24 protein-coding genes and 1 pseudogene are annotated in these 23,062 nt (G+C 62.6%); 7 read left to right on the forward strand and 18 right to left on the reverse strand.

All coding sequences use genetic code 11. The features are described 5' to 3' along the window. Positions 1 to 83: 83 nt before the first annotated feature. A pseudogene (locus QD408_RS26665) lies at positions 84 to 1,249 on the forward strand (IS481 family transposase); the annotation flags it as partial. A 181-nt stretch (positions 1,250 to 1,430) separates the two neighbouring features. Here QD408_RS26665 and gndA read toward each other — a convergent pair. Next, positions 1,431 to 2,882, reverse strand: a complete 1,452-nt coding sequence (gene gndA, locus QD408_RS26670; protein WP_414141375.1) for an NADP-dependent phosphogluconate dehydrogenase — start codon at positions 2,880 to 2,882, stop codon at positions 1,431 to 1,433. A gap of 227 nt (positions 2,883 to 3,109) precedes the next feature. Between gndA and QD408_RS26675 the strand changes: the two genes are divergently transcribed. The 3 genes from QD408_RS26675 to QD408_RS26685 all read left to right on the forward strand — a co-directional run bounded on the left by QD408_RS26675 (position 3,110) and on the right by QD408_RS26685 (position 4,707). Beyond that, complete coding sequence (locus tag QD408_RS26675) at positions 3,110 to 3,877, forward strand: helix-turn-helix domain-containing protein (RefSeq protein ID WP_414141388.1); 768 nt, start codon at positions 3,110 to 3,112, stop codon at positions 3,875 to 3,877. Positions 3,878 to 3,948: 71 nt separating this feature from the next. After that, positions 3,949 to 4,347: an SRPBCC family protein gene (locus QD408_RS26680; protein WP_414141376.1), complete on the forward strand. Its 399-nt coding sequence runs from the start codon at positions 3,949 to 3,951 to the stop codon at positions 4,345 to 4,347. Further along, complete coding sequence (locus QD408_RS26685) at positions 4,348 to 4,707, forward strand: VOC family protein (protein WP_011425727.1); 360 nt, start codon at positions 4,348 to 4,350, stop codon at positions 4,705 to 4,707. It begins immediately after the preceding gene. Between the two features lie 6 nt (positions 4,708 to 4,713). Here QD408_RS26685 and QD408_RS26690 read toward each other — a convergent pair whose 3' ends face one another. The 7 genes from QD408_RS26690 to QD408_RS26720 form a co-directional block, all read right to left on the reverse strand. Continuing rightward, a complete protein-coding gene (locus QD408_RS26690) occupies positions 4,714 to 5,406 on the reverse strand; it encodes a PAS domain-containing protein (RefSeq protein ID WP_414141377.1) in 693 nt (230 codons plus the stop codon). Between the two features lie 184 nt (positions 5,407 to 5,590). Then, a complete protein-coding gene (locus QD408_RS26695) occupies positions 5,591 to 6,526 on the reverse strand; it encodes a lipid A biosynthesis lauroyl acyltransferase (RefSeq protein ID WP_414141378.1) in 936 nt (311 codons plus the stop codon). A gap of 6 nt (positions 6,527 to 6,532) precedes the next feature. Next, positions 6,533 to 7,561 (reverse strand): zinc-binding dehydrogenase, encoded by a 1,029-nt coding sequence (locus QD408_RS26700; RefSeq protein WP_414141379.1) that lies wholly within the window; start codon positions 7,559 to 7,561, stop codon positions 6,533 to 6,535. Positions 7,562 to 7,617: 56 nt separating this feature from the next. After that, positions 7,618 to 8,904 carry a beta-ketoacyl-ACP synthase gene (locus tag QD408_RS26705; RefSeq protein WP_414141380.1) on the reverse strand — a complete coding sequence of 429 codons (1,287 nt, stop codon included), beginning with the start codon at positions 8,902 to 8,904 and terminating at the stop codon, positions 7,618 to 7,620. An 11-nt stretch (positions 8,905 to 8,915) separates the two neighbouring features. Then, the gene (locus tag QD408_RS26710) at positions 8,916 to 10,121 is read right to left on the reverse strand and encodes a beta-ketoacyl-ACP synthase (RefSeq protein ID WP_088681053.1); all 1,206 of its coding nucleotides are present in this window, start codon (positions 10,119 to 10,121) and stop codon (positions 8,916 to 8,918) included. Continuing rightward, on the reverse strand, positions 10,118 to 10,600 hold the full coding sequence (locus tag QD408_RS26715; protein ID WP_088681052.1) for a 3-hydroxyacyl-ACP dehydratase FabZ family protein: 483 nt from the start codon (positions 10,598 to 10,600) through the stop codon (positions 10,118 to 10,120). The genes QD408_RS26710 and QD408_RS26715 overlap by 4 nt, the downstream gene beginning before the upstream one ends. 178 nt (positions 10,601 to 10,778) lie before the next feature. Next, positions 10,779 to 11,057: an acyl carrier protein gene (locus tag QD408_RS26720; RefSeq protein WP_003540486.1), complete on the reverse strand. Its 279-nt coding sequence runs from the start codon at positions 11,055 to 11,057 to the stop codon at positions 10,779 to 10,781. Positions 11,058 to 11,416: 359 nt separating this feature from the next. On the opposite strand from QD408_RS26720, the gene QD408_RS26725 reads away from it, so the two are divergent. Continuing rightward, positions 11,417 to 12,136 (forward strand): Crp/Fnr family transcriptional regulator, encoded by a 720-nt coding sequence (locus QD408_RS26725; RefSeq protein WP_088681051.1) that lies wholly within the window; start codon positions 11,417 to 11,419, stop codon positions 12,134 to 12,136. Here the strand turns inward: QD408_RS26725 and QD408_RS26730 are convergent. The 7 genes from QD408_RS26730 to QD408_RS26760 all read right to left on the reverse strand — a co-directional run bounded on the left by QD408_RS26730 (position 12,126) and on the right by QD408_RS26760 (position 18,405). Next, positions 12,126 to 12,554 carry a L,D-transpeptidase gene (locus QD408_RS26730; RefSeq protein ID WP_088681050.1) on the reverse strand — a complete coding sequence of 143 codons (429 nt, stop codon included), beginning with the start codon at positions 12,552 to 12,554 and terminating at the stop codon, positions 12,126 to 12,128. The genes QD408_RS26725 and QD408_RS26730 overlap by 11 nt on opposite strands. 135 nt (positions 12,555 to 12,689) lie before the next feature. Continuing rightward, positions 12,690 to 12,890, reverse strand: coding sequence for an ECs_2282 family putative zinc-binding protein (locus QD408_RS26735; protein WP_088681049.1), 201 nt, complete (start codon positions 12,888 to 12,890; stop codon positions 12,690 to 12,692). Positions 12,891 to 12,977: 87 nt separating this feature from the next. Beyond that, a complete protein-coding gene (gene cbiB / locus QD408_RS26740; protein ID WP_088681048.1) occupies positions 12,978 to 13,958 on the reverse strand; it encodes an adenosylcobinamide-phosphate synthase CbiB in 981 nt (326 codons plus the stop codon). Beyond that, the gene (cobD, locus tag QD408_RS26745) at positions 13,955 to 14,977 is read right to left on the reverse strand and encodes a threonine-phosphate decarboxylase CobD (RefSeq protein ID WP_414141381.1); all 1,023 of its coding nucleotides are present in this window, start codon (positions 14,975 to 14,977) and stop codon (positions 13,955 to 13,957) included. The genes cbiB and cobD overlap by 4 nt, the downstream gene beginning before the upstream one ends. Next, on the reverse strand, positions 14,974 to 16,281 hold the full coding sequence (locus QD408_RS26750) for a cobyrinate a,c-diamide synthase (protein ID WP_414141382.1): 1,308 nt from the start codon (positions 16,279 to 16,281) through the stop codon (positions 14,974 to 14,976). Before QD408_RS26750 ends, cobD begins: the two co-directional genes overlap by 4 nt. Further along, entirely contained in the window at positions 16,278 to 17,117 is an 840-nt protein-coding gene (gene cobA / locus QD408_RS26755; RefSeq protein WP_088681045.1) for a uroporphyrinogen-III C-methyltransferase, read from the reverse strand. The genes QD408_RS26750 and cobA overlap by 4 nt, the downstream gene beginning before the upstream one ends. Positions 17,118 to 17,454: 337 nt before the next feature. Then, the gene (locus QD408_RS26760) at positions 17,455 to 18,405 is read right to left on the reverse strand and encodes a nucleoside hydrolase (RefSeq protein ID WP_414141383.1); all 951 of its coding nucleotides are present in this window, start codon (positions 18,403 to 18,405) and stop codon (positions 17,455 to 17,457) included. A 683-nt stretch (positions 18,406 to 19,088) separates the two neighbouring features. Between QD408_RS26760 and QD408_RS26765 the strand changes: the two genes are divergently transcribed. Next, complete coding sequence (locus tag QD408_RS26765; protein ID WP_414141384.1) at positions 19,089 to 19,418, forward strand: hypothetical protein; 330 nt, start codon at positions 19,089 to 19,091, stop codon at positions 19,416 to 19,418. 118 nt (positions 19,419 to 19,536) lie between these two features. Here QD408_RS26765 and QD408_RS26770 read toward each other — a convergent pair whose 3' ends face one another. Next, positions 19,537 to 19,956, reverse strand: coding sequence for a cobalamin biosynthesis protein (locus QD408_RS26770; RefSeq protein ID WP_414141385.1), 420 nt, complete (start codon positions 19,954 to 19,956; stop codon positions 19,537 to 19,539). Positions 19,957 to 20,057: 101 nt separating this feature from the next. Between QD408_RS26770 and QD408_RS26775 the strand changes: the two genes are divergently transcribed. After that, entirely contained in the window at positions 20,058 to 20,843 is a 786-nt protein-coding gene (locus QD408_RS26775; protein ID WP_088683868.1) for a TSUP family transporter, read from the forward strand. Between the two features lie 28 nt (positions 20,844 to 20,871). Here the strand turns inward: QD408_RS26775 and cobO are convergent, their stop codons facing one another. After that, a complete protein-coding gene (gene cobO / locus QD408_RS26780; RefSeq protein ID WP_414141386.1) occupies positions 20,872 to 21,504 on the reverse strand; it encodes a cob(I)yrinic acid a,c-diamide adenosyltransferase in 633 nt (210 codons plus the stop codon). Further along, positions 21,501 to 23,062: cobaltochelatase subunit CobN (locus tag QD408_RS26785; protein WP_414141387.1), on the reverse strand; the 1,562-nt coding region annotated here is incomplete at its 5' end. The genes QD408_RS26785 and cobO, both read right to left, overlap by 4 nt.

A 23,062-nucleotide genomic window follows, 5' to 3' on the forward strand; every position in this document is an offset into this window, starting at 1 on the left:
GTGCCTGTATGGACCGGAGAGATACCTGACAGATGTTCGGAGACATGCCTGACAGTTGCCTGAGGATTTCTCGGGAGGTTGGCATGGTTTGGCGGGAGGCATCTGTGGTGGATCAACGTCTGGAATTTTGTCGTCTGGCGGGGCTGGAGGGCGCCAACGTTTCGGCGCTTTGCGACCGCTTCGGCATCAGCCGCCAGACGGGCTATGTCTGGCTGAGGCGACTGGCAAACGGCGAGCCGCCACAGGATCGCTCGCGCCGGCCGCTGTCGAGCCCGCGCCGCACCGATGCGGCACTCGAAGCCGATGTTCTGGGCATTCGCGATGCTCATCCCGCCTGGSGCGCGCGCAAGATCGCCCGGCGGCTTTGCGACCTCGGCGTTGAGGCGCCGGTCGCCTCCACCGTCCATGCCATCCTGGCACGCCATGACCGGATCACGCCGCCGCCCGCCTCGARCGCAGCGCCAGGCCGTTTCGAGCGGGGCATGCCAAACCTGCTCTGGCAAATGGACTTCAAAGGACGCACGCAGCTCACCTGCGGCGTCTGGTGCCATCCCTTGACCATCATCGACGACCATTCCCGCTTCGCCATCGCACTGGAAGCCTGCGTCGACGAGCAGCGGACGACCGTCCAGGCACGGCTCGAACGCATCCTGCGCCACTATGGCCTGCCGATGGCTTTCTATACCGACAACGGCCCTCCATGGGGCACGGGCGTGCCCAACCAGTGGACGCGGTTGAGGGTCTGGCTGCTCAAGCTCGGCATCGACCTCATCCATGCCCGGCCAYATCATCCGCAGGGGCGTGGCAAGAACGAACGCTTCCACCGCTCGCTCAAGGCTGAGGTCCTTGCCTTTGCCGCACTGGCCGACATCACACGGGCGCAGGAAAGCTTCGACCGCTGGCGCGATCTCTACAACCATCACCGACCGCATCAGGGCATCGGTATGGAGGTCCCTGCAAGCCGCTACCGTCCGTCCCCAAGGCCGTTCCCTGACAGGTTGCCGCGMCCCGTCTACAACAAGGGCGAGATCCTGCGCAGGGTCGATCAGACCCGGCCCTATATCCAGTTCATGGGCCGCGCGTGGTCCGTTCCAACGGCATTCGGCGGTGAAACACTGGCCATCAGGCCGCTCGATCGAGACGGGCTGCATGGCGTCTTCTTCGGAGCAACGGAGATCGCAAAAATCGACCTCAAAGCACCGAAATAACTGTCAGGCATGTCTCCGAACATCTGTCAGGTATGTCTCCGGACTTTACAGTGCCGAGAATCTGCGCACGTCCAATTAAGCATCTGAAAATAAATATTTTCCTGTCAAACAACTGTCGTGATCAGATGCTCGGCACAAGGCCGAGCATGACGGAGGAGACTTTGTCACTAACTGAGCCCGGCGCAACGGCCGGGCTTCTCCTTGATCTCTTCTCCGCAAACCTCAGAAGGTCGCCGCGCCGCTGCCCCAGGGGCCGTGGTGGAAATCCTTGCCATCCAGGCGGTCGAAACCGTGGGCGCCGAAGAAGTCGCGCTGGGCCTGGATGAGGTTGGCCGTGCCCCTGCCCTGGCGGTAGGCGTCGAAATAGGTGAGCGCCGAGGTCAGCGCCGGCACCGGCAGACCGGCGGAGACCGCAGCCGTGACGACCCGGCGAAGCGCCGGGATCGATTCCTTGACCATTTCCGAGAAGGCGGGCGTGACGATCAGGTTGGCGGCATCGGGAGCCTTGGTGAAAGCCGAGGTGATCTCGTCGAGGAACTGCGAGCGGATGATGCAGCCTGCGCGCCAGATACGGGCTATCGTCGGCATCGGCAGCGACCAGTTGAACTCGCGCGAGGCTTCCGCCATCACCGCGAAGCCCTGTGCGTAGGCGCCGATCTTGGCGGCAAACAGCGCCAGTTCCAGATCCTTGTTGAGCTCGGGGCCATAGGCGATCGGGAAGGACGCGGCCTGCGCGCCGAAGATCTTTTCGGCAGCTTCGCGCTCAGATTTCATCGAGGAGAGGCTGCGGGCGGCGACCGCGGCTTCGATCGCCGTTGCCGGAATGCCCATGTTCTGCGCCTCGATCGCCGACCATTTGCCGGTGCCCTTCTGGCCTGCCTTATCGAGGATCATGTCAACCATCGGCCCGCCGGAGACGGGGTCGTTGGCGGCAAGCACCTTCTCGGAGATCTCGATCAGGTAGGAGTTCAGCCGGCCCTTGTTCCACTCGCCGAAGATGCCGGAGATGTCCGAAGCGCTCTTGCCGAGGCCGTCGCGCAGGATGCCGTAGATTTCGGCGATCATCTGCATGTCGGCATATTCGATGCCGTTATGGATGGTCTTGACGAAATGGCCGGCGCCGTCATTGCCGAGCCAGGCGACGCAGGGCTCGTCATTGTAGCGGGCGGCAATCGAGGTCAGCACCTTCTCGACGCGCTTCCAGGATTCCTCGGTGCCGCCGACCATGATCGACGGGCCATGGCGCGCACCTTCTTCGCCGCCTGATACACCCATGCCGATGAAGGTGAGATCGGTGTTCTTGAGGCGGTCGAAGCGGGCGACGGTGTCGCGGAAATTGGCGTTGCCGGCATCGATCATGATGTCGCCCTTGGACAGATGCGGGCGCAGCGCTTCCATCTGCTGGTCGACGGCCTCACCGGCCTTGATCATGATGATGATCGGACGCGGCGGGCGGATCGCATCGACGAATTCTTCGATGGTCTTGCAGGGAATGATCTGCTTTTTCAGATCGCCGGCGCTTTCGTAAAATTCGTCGGTTTTCTCAGGCGTGCGGTTGAACACCGCAATTTTATTGCCTTTCTCCGCGATGTTGAGCGCCAGGTTGGAGCCCATGACCGCAAGACCGATCAGTCCGATTTCTGCCTTTTCCACGACAAACCTCCGATGTGTCATTTGGACCGGTGTTGTGGCACTGTCTTGGTCAAACGGCAAGTCTCGCAAGGGTCTAATCGGTTCGCAAAGCCCATGAAATGCAGCTTTGTTTTTCCGACTTGTCCGACAACCTGCCATTTAACGCCGATCCGCAAGCCGCATCTTTCACCGGCCTGCCGGCAAGGCCTAACTCATGTTATCATGCGGAGCTCGGGAGATATCGCTTGGTATCGAAAAGACCAAAAGACATGGCGCTGCTTGCGGCCCGCGCCGGCCGCTACCGCGAATATGCGCCGCCGCCCGCCTTGCGGCGCCATTTCAGCCGCCTCTGGTCGCACAGGCTGAACGACGGGCCGCCGGCGACGGTGGCGATCGTACCGGATGGTTATTGTGATCTTCTCTGGATCGACGGCAGGCTTGAGGTCGCCGGCCCCGACAGGACGGCCGCCTTTCCCGTGATAGGGCCGGGCGCGACCGTCATCGGCGCACGTTTTGCGCCGGGTGCTGCGGCATCCTGGCTGAAGACGCCGCTCTCGGCGCTGGTCGGCCTCTCCGTGCCGCTTGCCGATATCGGCCGGAAGGAGACGAGCGAATTCGAGGCGCGGCTCCGGGATTGCCCGGAGCCCACGGCCGACGTAGCGCTCTTCGGCCGCCTGCTTGAAGAGGCCGCGCGCCATGAGGAGGAGCCTGACCGGGACGCCGCCGTGATCTTCGCCGCTGCCGACAGCGGCCGCCCTGCCCCCGGCCTGCCAGACCGGCTCGGCATCAGCGAAAGGCAGCTGCGCCGCCGCTGCCACCATCATTTCGGCTATGGCGCAAAGACGCTGGAACGCATCCGCCGGTTCCAACGTTTCCTCGACGTCTGCCGCAAGGCGGGCACGATGCCGCTCGCCCGCATCGCGCTCGAAGCAGGTTTTGCCGACCAGGCCCACATGACGCGCGAGGTCGCAGAACTCTCGACGCTGACGCCTGCGATCATCCTCGACCAGCTCGGCATGCGGGAAAGATCCGGCTGACCGTTTTGTTCAAGACAGCGCCGGCCGGCCTTATTATTTCAGGGAAACCAAAATACGAGGACCTTCAAGCCATGGCGACGATGCCTGCAAAAATCATCCATCGATCGATCGAACGCGACTGGCGCGACGTCTACGATTTCGCCGGCAAGCCGGAGAACATGCCGCTCTGGGCCTCCGGCCTTGCGACCGGCTTCGAGCCCGACGGCGCCGACTGGATCGCCCATGGTCCGCTCGGCACCATCAAGGTGAGCTTCGTGCCGACCAATGAATTCGGCGTGATCGATCATACGGTGACGATCGAATCCGGGCTCAGGGTTTATAATGCGCTGCGCATCGTGCCGAACGGCGACGGCTGCGAGGTCATGTTCACGCTGCTGCGCCTGCCCGGCATGACAGACGCGCAATTTGCCGCCGATGCCGCGCATATCGAGAAAGACCTCGCCATGCTGAAAGCCCTGATGGAGAGATAGATGGCCGAAAACTCAGAACACAACGACCGCCGCATCGATTACGTCGAATTCAACGTCTCCGACATCGCCGCCGCAAAAGCCTTTTACGGCTCGGCCTTCGGTTGGCGTTTCACCGATTACGGCCCGAACTACTGCGAATTCGACGATGGACGGCTGAAGGGCGGCTTCACCGATTTCGGCCCCGTGCGGCCGGGCGGCCCGCTGGTCGTCGTCTACGCCAGGGATCTGGAAGAGGTGCTGACCTCGGTCGAACGGGCCGGCGGCACGATCTGCCGGCCGATCACCGATTTTCCCGGCGGCCGCCGCTTTCATTTCCTCGACCGCGATGGCTACGAGCTCGCCGTCTGGGCAACGGCGTAGGTTGGATCACCGATCCATCACGATCAAAGCGCCGATCACCGTGCCGCCCGCGTCGCGCAGCGGCGACATGCGACAGCGTATCTGCCGCGATGCGCTGCCGCCGGCCGAGCGCTCATAGGTGTAATCGATCTCCTCACCGGCAAAACACGCGTCCAGCTTTTGCTTGGCGCATCCGGCAAAACGTTCCTCGCCGATGAATTCGGATAGATGATGCCCGATGAGCTCCATCGGTTTCCTGTTGAGATAGGCGCTGTTGGCCGCATTGGAATAGAGGTAGCGGTAGTCCCTGGTCAGCACCGCGATCCGGTCCGGCAGGCTTTCGAGGATCGCAGCGTTGAGGAACTGGCCGTTGTCGGTGTCGGGCACATAGGCTGCCGGCGGCTCGATGCGCGCGTCCTGCGGCGAAGGCACCCGCCAGTCGGGCGCATGCGTGCCGAAATAGCGGTCGAGCAGGTAAGAAAGCACCGCCGTATGTTCCCGGACGCTGGCGCTGTCGTCGGCATCCTGAGCGACAAGCTGGCTCACGAACTGCAGCTGCATGTAGACTTCGAGCAGATTGCCTGCCCGGCAGGCCAGGATCGCCTCGACCAGCGGCTCGACATGCCGATCGAGCGACATGACGCGCTGGTCGTCACCCCGGCGGATGGCTTCCTCTATTTGCGCGCAACGCAAGGAAAAGGCTCGAAAAAGCTCCAGCAAGACGCCTCCCACTCCCATTGTCCCAAGTGGCGTGTCCAAATTGATGTGGCTGCATTTCCCCAAAAAATGCGCCTTAAGGTAGATATTATTCGCGCTTTGGTGGTGACGGCTAACACGAAGTTTACTCCGTTTCAATCCAAGAGCACCTGCCGCTTTTCACCGCTGATAAATCAGGGTGTGCTTTTCAAAGCGCGAGCGTCTTCTTGATTTGCCAGCGGTCGTGATACCAGAGCCATTGTTCGGGATATTCCCGCACCCAGCCTTCCACCTTGTCGTTGAGCAATTGAGCGGCCGCCGGCAGGTCGAGATTGCCTTTGGCATCGCGCGGCATCTCCAGCCGAGGTTCGATTTCCAGCCGGTAGCGATTCCCCGGCAGGCGGATGCAGCGCGCCGGATAGACTTCGCAATCGAACTGGCGCACCAGCTTCGGCAGCAGCGGATTGGTCTTCACATCAAGCCCGAAGAAGGTGCCCTTCAGCCCCTTGCCGAATTTCTGGTCGACCAGCACGCCCACCCCCTGGCCCGCTTCCAGCTGGCGCGCGAGCGCGAAGGAGGAGCCGGCATGCGAGGGCACCAGCTTGCCCATGCGCGCGCTGCGGAAGTCGAACACCTTCTTGGCGACATACGGGTTGTTCGGCGGCCGGAAGAGCACGGTCACGGTCATGCCGAAGGCGGCGGCTGCCACCGGCAGCAGCTCGAAATTGGCGGTATGGCCGGTGAAAACGATGAAGGGGCGCGGATTGTCGCGCAGGTCGAGGAAGATGGGAATGCCCGACACCTCCACCCTGCCCGGCGCGGTCCGCTCGGGATCGAAATCGAACAGCTGGTCGAGGAAGACGTATTCCGCCGCGAGCCGGCCCATGTTTCCCCAGCTGGCGAGCGCGATTTCCTCGATCTCCGCCTCGCTCTTCTCAGGGAAGGCGTTGCGCAGATTGGTAAGCATGAGCTTGTGGCGGCGTGTCCGCCGGCCGAGGCGGCGCATCATCCGGTCGGCGAAGCGAATCGCGCCATCGGCCGGAAACAGCTTCAGCACGTTCAGGAAGCCGAACATCACCTGCGCCACCAGCCATTGCTGGAAATTCCTGAGCGCCAGAACGATCCGGGTGATGATCAGCTTCACGTGGGCTCAATCCATCTTCAGGATGATCTTGCCGAAGATCTGGCGCGATTCCATCCGCTCCAGCGCCCGGTCGATGTCGTCGAAGCCGACTTCGGTGTCGATGACCGGATGGACGAGCCCGCGGCCCATCTTCTGCATGGCGTCCGCCATGTTCTCAATGCGGCAGCCGAAGGAGCCGAAGAGCTTCAATTGCTGCTGGAACAGCATCATCAGGTTCATCTCTGTCGAAACGCCCGAGGTGGAGCCGCAGGTGACGAGGCGCCCGCCGCGCTTCATGCAGAGCATCGAGCCCGCCCAGGTGTCCTTGCCCACATGTTCGAAGACGACGTCGACGCCCTTCTTCTTGGTGAGCTTGCGCACCACGCCTTCGAAGCGGTCGGTGCGGTAGTTGATGACGTGATCGGCGCCGAGCGCCTTGGCCTTCTCGATCTTGTCGTCGGAGCCGACCGTGGTGATGACGGTGCAGCCGATCTTCTTGGCAAGCTGGATCGCCGCCGTGCCGATGCCGGAGCCGCCGGCATGGACGAGGATCGTCTCGCCCGGCTCGAGCTTGGCATTGTCGAACAGCATGTGCTCGACCGTGCCGAAGGTGACGGGCGCCAGCGCCGCCCCGATCGCATCCACGCCGGGAGGTGCGGGGACCAGCAGGCGCGCCGGCAGGTTCACCTTCTCCTGCGCGAAACCGTCAAGATGGAAGCCGTGCACGCCGGAGACGTGTTCGCAGAGATTGTCGCGGCCTTCGCGGCACGGGCGGCAGAGGCCGCAGGTGCGCGCACCGTAGATCGAAACCAGTTGGCCCGGCAGGACGTTGGCGACACCCGGCCCGATCGCTTCCACGACGCCGGAGGCTTCCGCGCCGATGACGAGCGGCATCTTGCGCTTGGCGAACGCCATGCCGCGCCAGCCCCAGACATCGATATGGTTGAGCGCCACCGCCTTGACGCGCAGCGTCACCTCGCCCGCGGCGGGAGCGTCGGGTTCCGGCAGGTCGGTGATCTCAAGCTTGCGGTCGTCGATCAGTTGCAAAGCGCGCATGGCAAAATCCCTCGCCTCGAAGGCGTTCGTCTCGTCTTGAAATTGTCGGGAACCGCTTAAGCCGGTTCGAGCGCCATGACAAGGCTGGCATTCTGCCCGCCGAAGCCGAAGGAGTTGGAAAGCACGGCCGAAACCTGGGCCTCCCGCTTCTTGTTCGGCACGACATCGAGCACGATCGACGGATCGGGATTGTTGTAGTTGATCGTCGGCGGCAGCGTGCCGGTCAGCATCGTCTGCAGCGAGAACACCGCCTCGACCGCACCGGCCGCCGTCAGCGTATGGCCGATCATCGACTTGTTCGACGAAACCGGAATGCCGACGAGCCGCTCGCCGAAGACGGCAGACATGGCACCATATTCCATCTTGTCGTTCTCGGGCGTCGAGGTGCCGTGCGCATTGATGTAGCCGATGCCGCTCTCGTCGATTCCGGCATCGGCAAGGGCCGCACGGATCGTCGCGATCGCCGGGCCGCCGTCCGGCGACGACCGGGTGCGATGGAAGCTGTCGGCCTTGTCGCCGGCGCCCTTCATGATGCCGAGCACCTTGGCGCCGCGGGCAATTGCCGATTCCAGCGATTCCAGCACCAGCGTCGCCGCGCCCTCGGCGATGACGAAGCCGTCGCGATCCTTGCTGAACGGCTTGGAGGCCTTCGTCGGCGGATCGTTCTGCGTCGAAAGCGCCGACAGAAGCGAGAAGCGGATCAGCGCTTCGGCGCTGAGCGACCCATCGGTCGCAACCGTCAGTGCGCGATCGGTGCGGCCCTGGCGGATCGCCTCGATGCCGAGCTGGATCGCGGTAACGCCGGAAGCACAGGCGGTAGACAGCGTCACCGGAAGGCCGCGCGTGCCGAACCGGTCGGCAAGGCGCTCGGAAATCGCGCCGAACAGCGCCGCCTCGTGGAAGGCCGGGTCCGGGCGCTGGCGCAGCGCCGTCAGGAAGCGCTCATAGGCATCACCCGGATGATCGGCGGCCGGCGAGCGGTCGGCAAGCTCGAAACGGGCGCTCCATTCGGGCTCGATCGGCGGCGCGGCAAGGAACAGCGGGCCGTTGAAATCGCCCGACAGACCGGCATCGGCGAGTGCCTCGATGGTCGTCTCGCGCGCAAAGGCATAGGAACGCTCGACGGCATTCGGCACCGGAATGTCGATGAAATCGACAGTGCCGGCGATCCGCGTCGAGAGGCCCTCCGTGGGAAAGCGGTTGATCGCGTGGATGCCCGAGGTGCCGGAGGAAAGGGCCGCCCAATTGTCCTTCAGGCCCTGGCCGAGCGAGGTGATGATGCCCATGCCGGTCACTGCGACGATCGGCCGGCCGAGATGATCCCTGTAAGCGGAAGCTGTCATAATCTCTCTCCTCACGCCTCTGCGGAAAGAACGGCGACGCCCTCGCCGCGCTGGTGTCCGACCGTCGTGACGACAGCCGCCTTCGTGCCCGCCTTCATCGGCGCTTCGTGGGCGGCGTCGAAGGGCGGAACCTTGGCCTTGGCATCGATGGCAAGGGCTGCGAGCGCCAGCCCCAGCGGGAAATGCGCCTCGATCGTGTGACCGGAAATCCCGCCGAAGCCGCGGATCGCGGCACCCGGAAGCTGATGCTCCAGCACCGCCTTTTCCCGGGCGGCGATCTCGTGCATGCCTGTCGAGCCGGAGAAGATCGCCGTGCTCTCTGGCGGCAGGTCGGCGGCAGGCTTCAGCAGCCGCTCCATCCGCACTTCGAAATTGCCGGCCGCGCGATTGCCGCGGTCGCCTTCGACGGCGCTGATCGTCGCATAGATATGCGCGCCGCGCTCCTGCGCATGCTTGCGCGATTCAAGCACCAGGAAGACGCCGGCCGAACCGGTGATCATGCCGCCGCCCTCGAGGCCCGAGCGCGACCAGAGCGGCGCCCATTCGCCGCGCGTATGCGCGCCGATCGCTTCGGTGAGCAGGATCATGTCGGGGCGTTCGGCGGCAAAGGCGCCGCCGACCAGCGCATGGGTGGATTCGCCGGAGCGGATGCGCCAGAACGCCGTCTCGACGGCGGAAACGCCGGATGCTTCCTCGCCCATGAAGGTGCGCGAGGAGCCGGTGACCTTGTGAACGATGGAGATGTTGCCGGCCAGCAGGTTGGAAAGCTGCGCCAGGAACAGCGTCGGCCTCAGTTCTGTCGTGAGCTTCTCGTTGAGCAGCAGCTCGCGGTCGTTGCGCTTCAGGCCCTCGTCGACGATCAGCGTGTCGACGTTGATGTCGCGCTCGCCGCCGCCGGCCGCCACGATCATGTCCATCGTGCCGCAGGCCTCGATATTGTCCTTGAAGCCGGCATCGTCGAGCGCGAGACCGGCGGCAAAGACGCCGATGCGCTGCCAGTTCTCCATCTGGCGCTGGTCGCCGCGCTTGGCGATCTGCTGCGACCAGTCGATCTCGGGCAGCGGATGCACCGGATAGGGCTTGAATTTCTCGGTCTCGACGATCGCCGTCGGCGCGCTTTCGGCCGAAAGCAGCGCGATATGCGCATCCTTGCCGACGCCTTGACAGGTAACGATGCCGACGCCTGAAATGACGACGTCGTTTGCAGCCTTGCTCATCCAACCACTCCCTGCGCCGCGATCGCTTCGAGAAGCCCGACCTCACCGGCGCGTTTTTTCACGATATCGCCGAGCGGAACCTCGCTGAAAGGCATGGTGCGCAGTTTCAGCTGCGCATCGCAGACCTTCTTGCCGCCGCTGGTGATCTTGGCCTTGGTGACCGCGAAACCCGAACCGTCATGCTCCAGCACCGCCTCGATGTCGAGCACGGCTTCCGGCTCGACGAAGGTGCGCATCTTGGCGCCGTCGACCGACATCAGGAAGGGCATGGCGGCAAAATCGGTGGCGGCAAGCACCAGCATGCCGGAGGCCTGCGCCATGGTTTCGATCAAGAGCACGCCGGGAACGAGCGGCATGCCGGGAAAATGGCCCTCGAAGACCGGGCTCTTGGCCGGCACGACGGATCGCGCGTTGAGCACGCCCTTCTTCAGGTCCACCGCTTCGACGCGGTCAATCATCTGGAAATATTCCAGCAGCATTCGGATCCTCCGGCCCGCCAGGCCAGATCCGCCCGCCGGTGACGCCTACTTAGAGCAATTCCAGGAAAAGTGCGAAGCGGTTTTCCGTCCGGAAGTGCGAATCTGAACTGATCTAGGAACGAAACCGCCCGGCCGCCATATCAAGGGCGGCAGGGCGTTCAAAAAAGACTGTTATGTCTCAGGCCTTGGCTGCTTTGAGCTCGTCGATCTTGGCACAGAGGTTCTTCAGCACGAAATATTCTTCGGTGGAAACCTTGCCCTCGTTGACTTCCTGCGTCCACTTTTCGAGCGGGATCTTGATGCCGAATTCCTTGTCGATCGCAAAGACGATGTCGAGGAAATCGAGGCTGTCGATACCGAGGTCGTCGATCGTATGGCTCTCCGGCGTGATCGTGGCGCGATCGATCTCGCTGGTTTCTGCAATAATGTCGGCAACTTTGTCGAATGTAGCGGTCACGCGCTGTACCTCATGAAATGACGATTTAAACCCCCTCATAGGCAAATCCTTTTCAAAAGCCAATGCTTTCGTCCCGGCGTCGCGGCAATTTGCCGGTCGGGTGTTGCCTAAACAGCAATGGAAACCGGCCTTTGAAAGGTGCGGCCTGGCGCCAGAGCGAAGGAGCGTTCCGCCGCCAAGGCGAAGAGCCGCCCGAATCAAGCCGGCGAAAGCAGCCGGAACCCCGAAGATTGGCATCGGAACTTTGATCTGAATCAAATCGTCCTCCCGGCCATTTGATAATCATCAAGCCACGCCGGAATCCTCGATTGTGGCGCAGTCGGTCGGGCATGCCCGGGGGATGTTGAAAGGACCAGGACATGGATGTCGCAAGCAGTGAGGTTTTCGAGGCCGCCATTCCCCTCGCCTGCCGCTCCTGCCAGGCGCGGCACGGCGTCGTCTGCGGCGCCTTGTCGAACAGCCAGTTGAAGGAACTCAACCGCCACTCCCTGCGCCGCAAGGTCGAGGCCGGTTCAGAGATCATCGCGCAAGGGTCGGAAAGCTCCTTTTACTCGAACATCATGCGCGGCGTGGTGAAGCTCTGCAAGGTGATGCCGGACGGACGCCAGCAGATCGTCGGCCTGCAATTTGCCCCCGATTTCGTCGGCAGGCCCTTCGTGCGCGAAAGCACGCTGTCGGCCGAGGCTGCGACTGATGCCGAAATCTGCGTCTTCCCCCGCAACCTGCTCGACCGAATGATCGCCGAGACGCCGGAACTCCAGCGCAACCTGCACGACCAGGCGCTGAGGGAGCTGGACGCTGCGCGCGAATGGATGCTGACGCTCGGCCGGCGCACGGCGGAAGAGAAGGTCGCAAGCCTGCTTTACCTCATCGCCACTCATGCCGAACCGCAGACGGCAACGAGCACCGCCTTCGACCTGCCGCTATCACGCGCCGAAATCGCCGATTTCCTCGGGCTGACGATCGAAACCGTCAGCCGCCAGATGACAAAGCTGCGCAGGAGCGGCGTCATCCACATCGGGAATTCCCGGCATATCGTCGTGCCCGATATGGACGCGTTGGAAAAGATTACCGCGTGATGACCACGCGGGTATTGGAAAGCCCGGCTTGGCGCGCCAGCGAGAAGAACTGCGCCGCATTATCGGGATGCAGGCGAACGCAGCCGTGCGAGGCCGGCGTGCCCAGGCGCTTCAGGTCGAAGGTAGCGTGAACGGCATAACCGCCGTTAAAGAATACGGCGTAGGGCATCGGCGCATTGTCGTATTTGCGCGAACGGTGATCGCGCGACAGCCACTTGGCGCTCCACGAACCGGTCGGCGTGACATAGCCACGGCGCGCGGTCGAAACCTTCCAGCGATACTTGACGAAGCCGTTCTCGGTGACGGTCATCGTCTGCTTGTCGATGCTGATCTTGGCGACCAATGTTGCCGCTTCGGCAGCAACGGGAGAAAACTGCAGCAATAAACTGGCGGCCGCAGCCGCTAAAATCGTCCTCATGATAGCCCCTCTTCCAACCCGCGCAGTTTAATTGCGCCCTCATGGTAGAGAGACTACGACGATACTTATTATTTAGCTTTAACCCGAATGGTAATCACAATTCTAACAAGCCAAGCGGGAATTGAAGCGCCGCGCCTACTGGAGCTTGGGCGCCGCCGCAGGCCGCTTGAGCTGCTGATAGGCCTTGTTCATTCTCTCGCGGATCGAGGCCATCGTACCGAGATTATGCCCGCAGGCCGCACATTTGATGATGTCGGTCTCCCGGATCTCCGGCCGCTCGAACTTCATCTTGGTGCTCTTGCACTTCGGGCACGGTAATTCAACTTGAACTGTCATTGCTGTCTTTCCGGTCTGATATGAGGCGTTTCGCATAAACCTTTGCGGCTGATGTGTCCACCGGGGCGTTCATGCCGTGGGACAACCCTAAAGAAAACACAAAAACAATCCGAACGTCACACCCGCCAGCACCATGCAGCTCGCATGAAACACCGACACACCGTCCTCGATGTCGCGCAATGTCGCAACATCCCGGCCGGCATTGTTGATCATCGGCTCGGCGACGATGACGCCGCCATAGACGCGGGGGCCGGCGAGCTGGACGTTGAGGGCGCCGGCCATGGCAGCTTCCGGCCGGCCGGAATTCGGCGAGCGGTGCAGCCCGCCGTCGCGCATCGCGACCCGGACCGCTTCGCGGCTGGCGCTCGTACCACGGCGGAGCCAGGCGCCGGCGGCGATCAGCAGGATGGAGATCCGGGCGGCCGGCCAGTTGGCGAGATCGTCGAGCCGGGCGGCGGCCCAGCCGAAATCGAGATATTTCTCGGATTTATGCCCGATCATCGAATCCGCCGTGTTCAGCATCTTGTAGGCAAGCAGCCCCGGCAGGCCGAAGACGGCATACCAGAGCGCCGGCGCCACGACGCCGTCGGAGAAATTTTCCGCCAGGCTTTCGATCGCCGCGCGGCAGACGGCCGGCTCATCCAGCGTTTCGGGATCGCGCCCAACGATGCGGGAAACGGCTGCCCGCCCGCCGGCAAGCCCTTCGCCGCGAAGCGCGGCCGCAACCGCGCCCACGTGATCGGCAAGGCTTTTCTGCGCCAGGAAGATCGCCACCAGCCCGGTTTCGAGCAGGATGCCAACAACGCCGAAGAGCGCGAAGAACCGGTCGAAGACGAAGCCTGCGGCAACCGCCACCAGAAGCAGCGCCAGTATGGCGGCCACACCGTTCATCCGGCGCTGCGAGCCCGTCAGCCCGGCATTGTTGAGCTGCCGGTCGGCAAAGGAGATCGCCTCGCCGAACAGGACGACGGGGTGCGGCAGCCGCGACCACAGCCATTGTGGATCGCCGACGATCCGGTCGAGCAGCAATGCCAGGAGCAACACGAGAAGGTTTTCGTCGATCATCATAGCTCAAAACTCTGAAGGGCTTCGCCAAGCCGCCGGTCTGCCGCCGCATCGGGCGTCAGCCCGAAACGCAGCCAGTCCGGCGCATAATCGAACTTGCGGACGAGAATATGATGGCGGCAGAGATGCGTGTAAATGTCGCCGGCCCTGATATCGGCGACGAGGGTAAACAGCGCCGTCCCCCCGGCGATCCGCAAGCCTGCTCCGGCCAGCACCGCATGCAGTCCGGCACTGCGCTCCTCGATGCGGCCGCGGACCGTGGAAACATCCTGCCGCAGCAGCGAATCGGCCAGCGACAGCGCCGGGCCGGAAACCGCCCAAGGCCCCAGCCACTCCTCGAAACGCTCGAGAATGTCGCCGCGCGCAATCACGAAACCGAGCCGCAGGCCGGCAAGCCCGAAGAACTTGCCGAAGGAGCGGAAGATCACCAGATTGGAAAGCTCTTCTGCGCGGCCTGCAAGACTGAGCGCCGGATCGGCATCGCCGAAAGCCTCGTCGACGACGAGCAACCCGCCAGCCGATTTCATCCTGTCGTGCAGCGCGATCAGCGCATCGGCCGGCCAAACGCGCCCATCGGGATTGTTCGGATTGACGACGACCGCAAGCCGGTGGCCAGCCCCGATTGCCGCGACATCGCTGACGGCATCGACAGCAAAACCGGCCGAAGCGAAGGCGCGCGCATATTCACCGTAGGTCGGAAACACCACGGCGACTTTGTCATCCATCACCGTAGCCTGCCTACCTCCGTGAAGCAGCCGTGGCAGCAGCTGGATCACCGATTGCGTGCCAGGCACCGGCAGGGGCAGGATTTCGCCACTGCCGTAATAGTCGCGCGCGGCGCGCCTTGCCGCTTCGACGAGGTGCCTGTCCGGCAGGCGGTGCCAGACTGCCGCCGGTATTTCAGGCAAAGCGACAGGACACGGATTGATCCCCGTGGAAAGGTCGAGCCAGTCCTGCGGCCGGCCGCCGAAGGCGGCGGCAGCGGCGGTGATGCCGCCGCCATGGGCGATCGGCGCGCTCACGCGGCGGCTCTCGCAAGGTCGATCAGATGCATGTAGGAGCCTGCCACCTGCCCGCGCCTCAGCCCGGCGACACCGAGATCGGCTCCCAGCGCATCCCGCACCTGAAACAGCCGCTCGCCCTCGCCTTCGGAGACGACGGTGGAATAGTGGAATTCATGGGCCGTCATCGGCCGCTGGAAGATCGCGCCGTCGAGCGGCGTGACTCGGCGATAGCCGAGATGGCGCTTGCGTTCGGCATAGCTGGTGACGACGGGCAGCAAACCGAGCATTTCATGGCGTTTGCCCTCGGAATCAACCAGTCCCTCACCCAGCACCATGTAACCACCGCACTCGCCATAGATCCTGATGCCGCGCGCCGCCGCATCGAGAAGACCGGCGCGAAAATTCTGTGCCGCGGCCAGCCGCCCGGCATGCAGTTCGGGATAACCGCCCGGCAGATAGATCGCATCGGCATCGGCGGCAGGCCGCTCATCGGCAAGCGGCGAGAAGAAGGAGATCGCAGCCCCCCGGCGGCGCCAGCCGAGCAGCATATGCTCATAGGAAAAGGCAAAGGCGATGTCGCGCGCCACCGCGATACGGCTGCCGAGCGGCATCAGCCGGTCGATATTGGCGGCCGATGGCTGGTTGAGCCCCTGCCGTGCGATGCGCAGCAGGAATTCGAAATTGCATTCCTCGGAGACGGCATCGGCCGCATGGTCGATGAAATTTTCGAGCGTCGCATGTTCCCCGGCCTGGACGAGCCCGAGATGGCGCTCCGGCAGGGAAAGCGCCTTGTCGGCCCCAATCACGGCGACGACGGGCATGCGGATCGCGTCCAGCGCATGGCGCAGCATCGCCTCGTGCCGGTCGCTGCCGACCTTGTTCAGGATGACGCCGGCGACGCGGACATCGGCACGGAAGCCGGCAAAGCCTGATACCAGCGGCGCCACGGATTGCGACATGCGCGAGGCATCGACGACGAGCACGACGGAAAGGCCGAGCTGGGCGGCAAGATCGGCCGCCGTCCCCCTGCCGTCGGCCGCGCCGTCGAAAAGTCCCATCATCGCCTCGACGACGAGAATACGGTCGCCGGAACGGTGAAGCGCGGCATTGGCCGAGATCAGCTCCGGGCGCATCGCCCACGGGTCGAAATTCAGGCAGGGCGTGCCGCTTGCCGCCGCATGGAAGGCGGGATCGATATAGTCGGGGCCGGCCTTACCGGGCGCGACCGAGACGCCGCGGCGGCGAAGCGCCCTCAACAGCCCGAGCGTCACCGTCGTCTTGCCGGCGCCGGAGGAAGGGGCTGCGATCAGGAGGCCGCTCATATCAGCACCTTGCCGGAACGGCCAAACGGATCGGGCTGCAAACGCCTGCCCGCCAGGGCGCCGAGCCAATCGAGCGAGGCGCGCAGCCGCACCACCTCGCCGACCACGACGATCGCCGGCGGCTCCAGCCCGGAGGCGGCAACGGCAGCAACCGCTTCGCCAAGCGTCGTCTCCAGCACCTGCTGCGCGCCGGTCGCCGCATTGCAGACGAAAGCCACGGGCTCGGATGGCGAACGGCCCGACGCGATCAGATTGGCGCTGATCTGGGCGATATGTTTCATCGCCATATATATGACGATCACGGGCGAACCCTTGCCGATCGCTTCCCAGTCGATCCTGTCCGGCACGATGCCGGAGGAATCATGGCCGGTGAGAAAAGTCACCGCATGATTGATCTCGCGATGCGTCACCGGAATGCCGGCATAAGCAAGCCCGCCGATGCCGGCGGTAATGCCCGGCACGATGCGGAACGGGATATTGTGTTCTACCAGCGTCAGCGCCTCTTCCCCGCCGCGCCCGAAGACGAAGGGATCGCCGCCCTTCAGCCGCAGCACCCGCTTGCCGGCGCACGCCAGTTCCACCAGGCGCAACGAAATATCCCGCTGCTTGGCCGAAGGCTTGCCGCCGCGTTTGCCGGCATATTCGAGTTCGGCGCCGGGGCGCGCAAGCCTCAGACAGTCCTCATTCACCAGCGCGTCATGGACGATCACATCGGCCTCGGCCAGTCCCTTGGCAGCCAAGAGCGTCAGCAGGCCCGGATCGCCCGGACCGGCCCCGACGAGCCAGACGCTGCCCGGCTCCAAGGCCGGCAAATGGGAGAATGCGCTATTCAACATTTTGTTGATCTAGGCCCAGCAAGGGCCAAGGTCAACGCCGCCCGCGCCACCTCACTCGAAGTTGCTGAGATGACGATGAATCACTTTGCGAGGCAGCGGATTCGATCTCGCAGGAAAGCGACGCAACAATATGAATATATTATAATATTACCAAAACAGCGACCACCCGCCGTAAGCCTCGCCCCTTCCTCGACGTCATCCTCGGCCTTGTGCCGAGGATCTGCTGCCCTATCGAACGGAGGCAGATGCTCGGCACAAGGCCGAGCATGACGAAAGAGAAGTTTGCCGACCGTGTTGCGGTCTACGGTCAACCGCCGCGCAGCCCACCTTCAGGCACTCACCCACGAAGCAGCGTATTGCGGATCAGGCCGAGCACCTTTTCCGACTCGATCCCGGTGGCGACGACCTGGCTCGGCAGGCCATCCCAGTCGCCCGGCGGAAAGCGTCGGTTATCCGGCTTGATCACCGTCTGGCCATCGGCAATGCCGCCGCAGACGACGCGCACCGCGCCGGTGATCGTCTTAAACAACTCGGGCGCCACGACATAGACCGAGGCGCAGCTGTCATGCACCATCATGCCGTCCTCGACCGCATGGCTGTAGAAATCGATGTAGGACTGCGAAAGGGCGTCGAGCAGCTTGATCGCCTGGTCGCCCTCGGCCGCCATCGCGCCGAGATAGCTGCGGCTCATCGTGGTGATCGAGGTGACGTCGAGGCCGATGACGACCACCTTCCATGGCGCCGTCATGACGATATCGGCAGCCTCGGGATCACCGTGGATATTGGCTTCGGCGACCGGCGAGACATTGCCCGGCACATAGAAATTGCCGCCCATGATGACGACGTCCTTGACGAGGCCCGCGATCTGCGGGTCTTCCTTCAGCGCCAGCGCCAGATTGGTCATCCGGCCGACGGCCACCAGCCTGACCTCGCCGGGATTGGCCCGCACCGTATCGATGATGAAACGGTGCGCCGGGCGCGGATCGAGCGGCAGATCGATCGTGTGAGGCACCTCGATATCGCCAAGGCCATTTTCGCCATGCACCATGGCCGGCCATTCCCGCTCGGCGCGCGCAGGATCGATCGTGACGCTCGCGCCCTTGGCGACGGGGGCCGGAATGTTCCATTCGCGCTTGAGGAAGAGCGCATTGCGCGTCGTCGTTTCGACCGAGGCGTTGCCGAAGACCGTGGTGATGCCGATCAGGTCGATCTCGGGATGGCGGTGCAGGAAAAGAAGCGCCATCGCATCGTCGACGCCTGGGTCCGTGTCATAAATGACCTTGTGCATGATTGTCCTCTAAATGTGAATCGCCAGTGTGAGTTGGTAAATTTAAACGAGCGTCGAATTGGATAGCAATTCCGCACATAATGTAAGGAGGCGTCTCCATTTGACGGCCTGGCGCCCAGAAAGAAGGCGCAGGCCCATCTCCTCAAAGAAATTGAAGAAAAATTCCGCCCACCTGAAGAACGTGAAAAAATAAAAAAATAAATATATCCGCCCTTTCGCGAGACATTTTTCGCCGATTAAGGCGATCAAACACGCCGCAATAGCCTGAAATTCTGCAAACCAATATAAACACATAGAAAAAATATAGACTAATTAAATAAATTAATGCAATATTAGTGGCAGAAAATAACATAAATCAATAGAGCTCCACAGCAGCATTGATATGGCATAATTCTGAAATCCGGAAGAAGGTAAAATCGCACGAAAAAATTCTATCCGTGAGGAAATCTTATGGGACACCCAGTTGAACCCATCTCAGAACTTAGAGATGCCTTAGAGGAGATCGGAGGACTATCCGCGTCCCTTGTGGCGTCTCATAGGGCAGCAGATTCCCTTAGTGAGGGAGAAACAAAAAGGAAAATCATGGATGGTCTTGAGCGTGCTTTGGAGCATTCTGAAAAAATATTTGAATCCTTGCAGCAGGCTAGAGAAAAGATGTCGTGGCGTTTTCGCTAAGGTGGCCAATGTCCGAACATCTACGCGAAAGTAGAACACCCTTTGAAACGCGAGCGTCATCGCTTGCTCTGGAGGCGCAAAAAGCACACGCAGACATAGCGCGCAGCTCTGATGAAAACAGAGCATCACGGCTTTTTATTATGAGGTATATTGTGCTTATATATACAGCCGCACTCTTTTTTATTGGCGCAACCACAATAATCGGCGGATTTTATACGAAAAACGTCACAGACGCAGCTACAAGTTTGAAAGAAACAGCAACAACTTTAGTGCTACCGGTTGTCACACTTGTATTAGGATATTATTTTGGAAGAGAGGGTCGAGAGACAAATAAATAGGCAAAGACCAAGCCACTGCTGCGAACGAAACTTACCTGTGGGCTGATCCTATCGGTCATGGGTTTGCGGAATCGCTGACCTTCCGTACGACCGTAACATGCCGCCACCATAACGCCCGTCAGGCTTTCCGCAAGCCGATGCGAGCAATCGCCGCCGTCGCATGCGGGGATTTGATCTTGCCGAGGATCAATTCCGCATCCGCACCAAAAGCCGCCAGCGCCGCCGATTCCGCCACGCCATGGCAGCCGACGCGGGCAAAGACGATAGCGGAGGGATTTTTGAGCCGCGGCGTTTCCTGTTCCAGCCGCGGCGCATCGAAGAAAACCGCCGGCACGGCAAAATGGCCGGCAACGGCAAGGATCGCCGCCTCGTGCCTGCGGCTGTCGATGGAAGCGATGGCGGCAAGCTCCTCCCCACCGATGCCGGCGGCCTTCAACGCCTCGACGGCGAGCGCCAGCACCTCCGCAGGCGGCGTCCCGCGCTCGCAGCCGAGCCCGAGCACATGGCGCCTTGCGGTATCGAAGGGAATCTCGCTCATAGAAGCCGTCGAATGCGCCCCACTGTGTCCGTACAGCCATTGCAGCTTGGGGCGGCAAATGCAACAACGCCACCCAAACGCTCCCGCCTTGGAATAGCATCTTGCCTGACATTGCCCTCCATCTGCTTCTGCTGCTCTGTGCAGCTGCCTTCTTTGCCGGTTTCATCGATGCCATTGCCGGCGGCGGCGGCCTGATCACCGTCCCCGCCATGCTGATCGCAGGCATACCGCCGCTGCAGACGCTCGGCACCAACAAGGTGCAGTCGATCTTCGGCTCTGCCTCGGCAACGATCGCCTATGCCCGCAAGGGCCATGTGCAGCTTCAGGAACAGCTGCCGATGGCGCTGATGGCCGTCATGGGCGGGGCGCTCGGCGCCGCACTCGCGACGATCGTGCCCGGAGAGGTGCTGCAGGCGATCATGCCGGTGCTGCTCTTGGCGATCGCGATCTTCTTCGCCGTCAAGCCGAACCTCGACGATCTCGACAAACACCGGCTCATCACACCCTTTGCCTTCGGCCTCACATTTGTGCCGGCCATCGGCTTTTACGACGGCGTCTTCGGCCCCGGCACCGGCTCTTTCTTCATGCTCGGCTTCGTCACGCTTGCCGGCTTCGGCGTGCTGAAGGCCACCGCGCACACCAAGCTTCTCAATTTCGGATCGAACCTCGGCGCGCTCATCGTCTTCGCAAGCTTCGGCGCGATCCTCTGGAAAATCGGGCTGCTGATGGGCGTCTGCCAGTTCCTCGGCGCGCAGCTGGGCTCCCGGCTCGCCATGCGCATCGGCGCAAAGCTCATCAAGCCGCTGCTCGTCATCGTCTGTGTCGCCCTTGCGATCAAACTGCTGGCCGACCCGGCAAATCCGCTGCGTGTCTGGCTCGGCGTTTAACCGCCGAAGTTCATATCGTCGATATCGGTCAGAATTCCACGCCCGGCTGCCCCTTGATGCCGGAGCGGAAGGGATGCTTGATCAGCTCCATTTCGGTCACGAGATCGGCGATCTCGATCAGCTCGTCCTTGGCGTTGCGCCCCGTCAGCACGACATGCGTCATATAGGGCTTTTCGGTCTTCAGGAATTCCACCACCTCGTTGATATCGAGATAGTCGTAGCGCAACGCAATGTTGATCTCGTCGAGCAACACCATGGAATTGCGCTCGTCGCGGATCAGTTCCTTGGCCTTTTCCCAGGCCGCACCCGCCGCCGCGACGTCGCGCGCCCGGTCCTGCGTCTCCCAGGTAAAACCCTCGCCCATCGTGTGGAACTGGCAGACATCGGAGAAATGCTTCTCGATCAGATCCCGCTCGCCCGTCCACATCGCGCCCTTGATGAACTGGACGACGGCAGACGGCTTGCCGTGGGCGATATGGCGGAAGATCATGCCGAAGGCGGAAGACGACTTGCCCTTGCCCTTGCCGGTGTGGACGATGATCAGCCCCTTCTCATCGGTCTTGGTCGCCATGATCTTATCGCGGGCGGCCTTCTTCTTCGCCATCTTCTCGGCGTGACGGGCATCGTCCTTTTCGCCTGGTACGACTGGTTCTTCGCTCATGGCTGGCTGCCTGCTCTTTTCCTGGTTTCGTTGATTTCGGTAAGATCGAATTGCGCCGAGTTGCTGCGCGGCGTCCAGAGCTTGCGCTCGATCGCCTCCATGAGCCGTTCCTTCATCTCGGAAAGCGCCGCCGGGTTCTTCTCGGCCATGAAATCACGCACCTTGGGATCGGCGACGAAGGCCTGATAGACCGCCTCGAAATGATGGTTGCCGACAGCACCCGTCGTCGCCGCAAAAGCAAAGAGATAGTCGACGGTCGCGGCAATCTCGAAAGCGCCCTTGTAGCCATGGCGCATGACGCCCTCGATCCATTTCGGATTGACGACACGCCCGCGCACCACGCGCCCGATCTCTTCTTCCAGCGAGCGGATGACCGGTTTTTCCGGCCGCGAATGGTCGTTGTGATAGATCGCCGGCCGTTCCCCGCCAAGCGCTTCGGCGGCTGCCGCCATCCCACCTTCGAACTGGTAATAATCGTCACTGTCGAGCAGGTCGTGCTCGCGATTGTCCTGGTTCTGCACGACCGCCTGAATCGAGCGCAGCCGCTCTTCGAACACGCCGCGCTCGGCCCGTCCCTCCTCGCCCGCACCATAGGCATAGCTGCCCCAGACGAGATAGGCTTCGGCCAGATCGGCCCGCCGCTCCCAGCCCTTCTCGTCGATCAGCGCCTGCAGGCCGGCGCCATAGGCACCGGGCTTCGACCCAAAAATGCGATACCCCGCCCGCTTCGCCGCCGCCTTCTCATCCAGCCCGGCAGCCGCCAGCCGTGCCATCTCGCCGCGCATGCGCCCGGCAATCGGATTATCCGCCGCATCTTCATCGAGCGCGCCAACGGCACGGATCGCCTTGTCAAACAGCGCGATCTGCTCCGGAAAAGCATCGCGGAAAAAGCCCGATATGCGCAGCGTCACATCCACCCGCGGACGCCGCAGCATGGCCGGCGGAATGATCTCGTAACCGGTGACGCGCCGCGAAGCCATGTCCCATACCGGCTTCACCCCGATCAGCGCCAGCGCCTGAGCGATGTCATCCCCGCCGGTGCGCATGTTCGACGTACCCCAGGCCGTCAGCCCGAAGGAAACCGGCCATTCGCCGTGATCCTGCACATAACGGCGGATGAGCAATTCCGCCGATTTCTTCCCAAGCTCATAAGCCGCCGGCGTGGGCACCGCGCGGCTGTCGACCGAATAAAAATTCCGCCCCGTCGGCAGCACGTCAGGCCGCCCGCGCGTCGGCGCACCGGATGGACCGGGCGGCACGAAACGGCCGTCAAGGCCACGCAGCAGGCTGGTGATTTCGGCCGGGCCGCAGGCAAGGATGGAGGGCTTGAGACGGGCTTCAATCTCGTCGAGCACGGCTCTGGTTTGGGGCCAGAGGGTTGGGCACTCCATGTCGCCTGAAACGAGCTTGGCGGCGAGCAGTTCGATCCGCTCGACGGTATCGCCGTTGCTGCGCCAGGGGGCGTCGGTGACATTGGCGAGGATTGATGGGCGAGGGCCAGTCCAGATGGCGGCCATATCGCAATCGAGAGGATCGAAGGAAGACCCCTCCCCAACCC

This window comes from Rhizobium sp. BR 249 (assembly GCF_047445895.1).
Classification (GTDB): domain Bacteria; phylum Pseudomonadota; class Alphaproteobacteria; order Rhizobiales; family Rhizobiaceae; genus Rhizobium.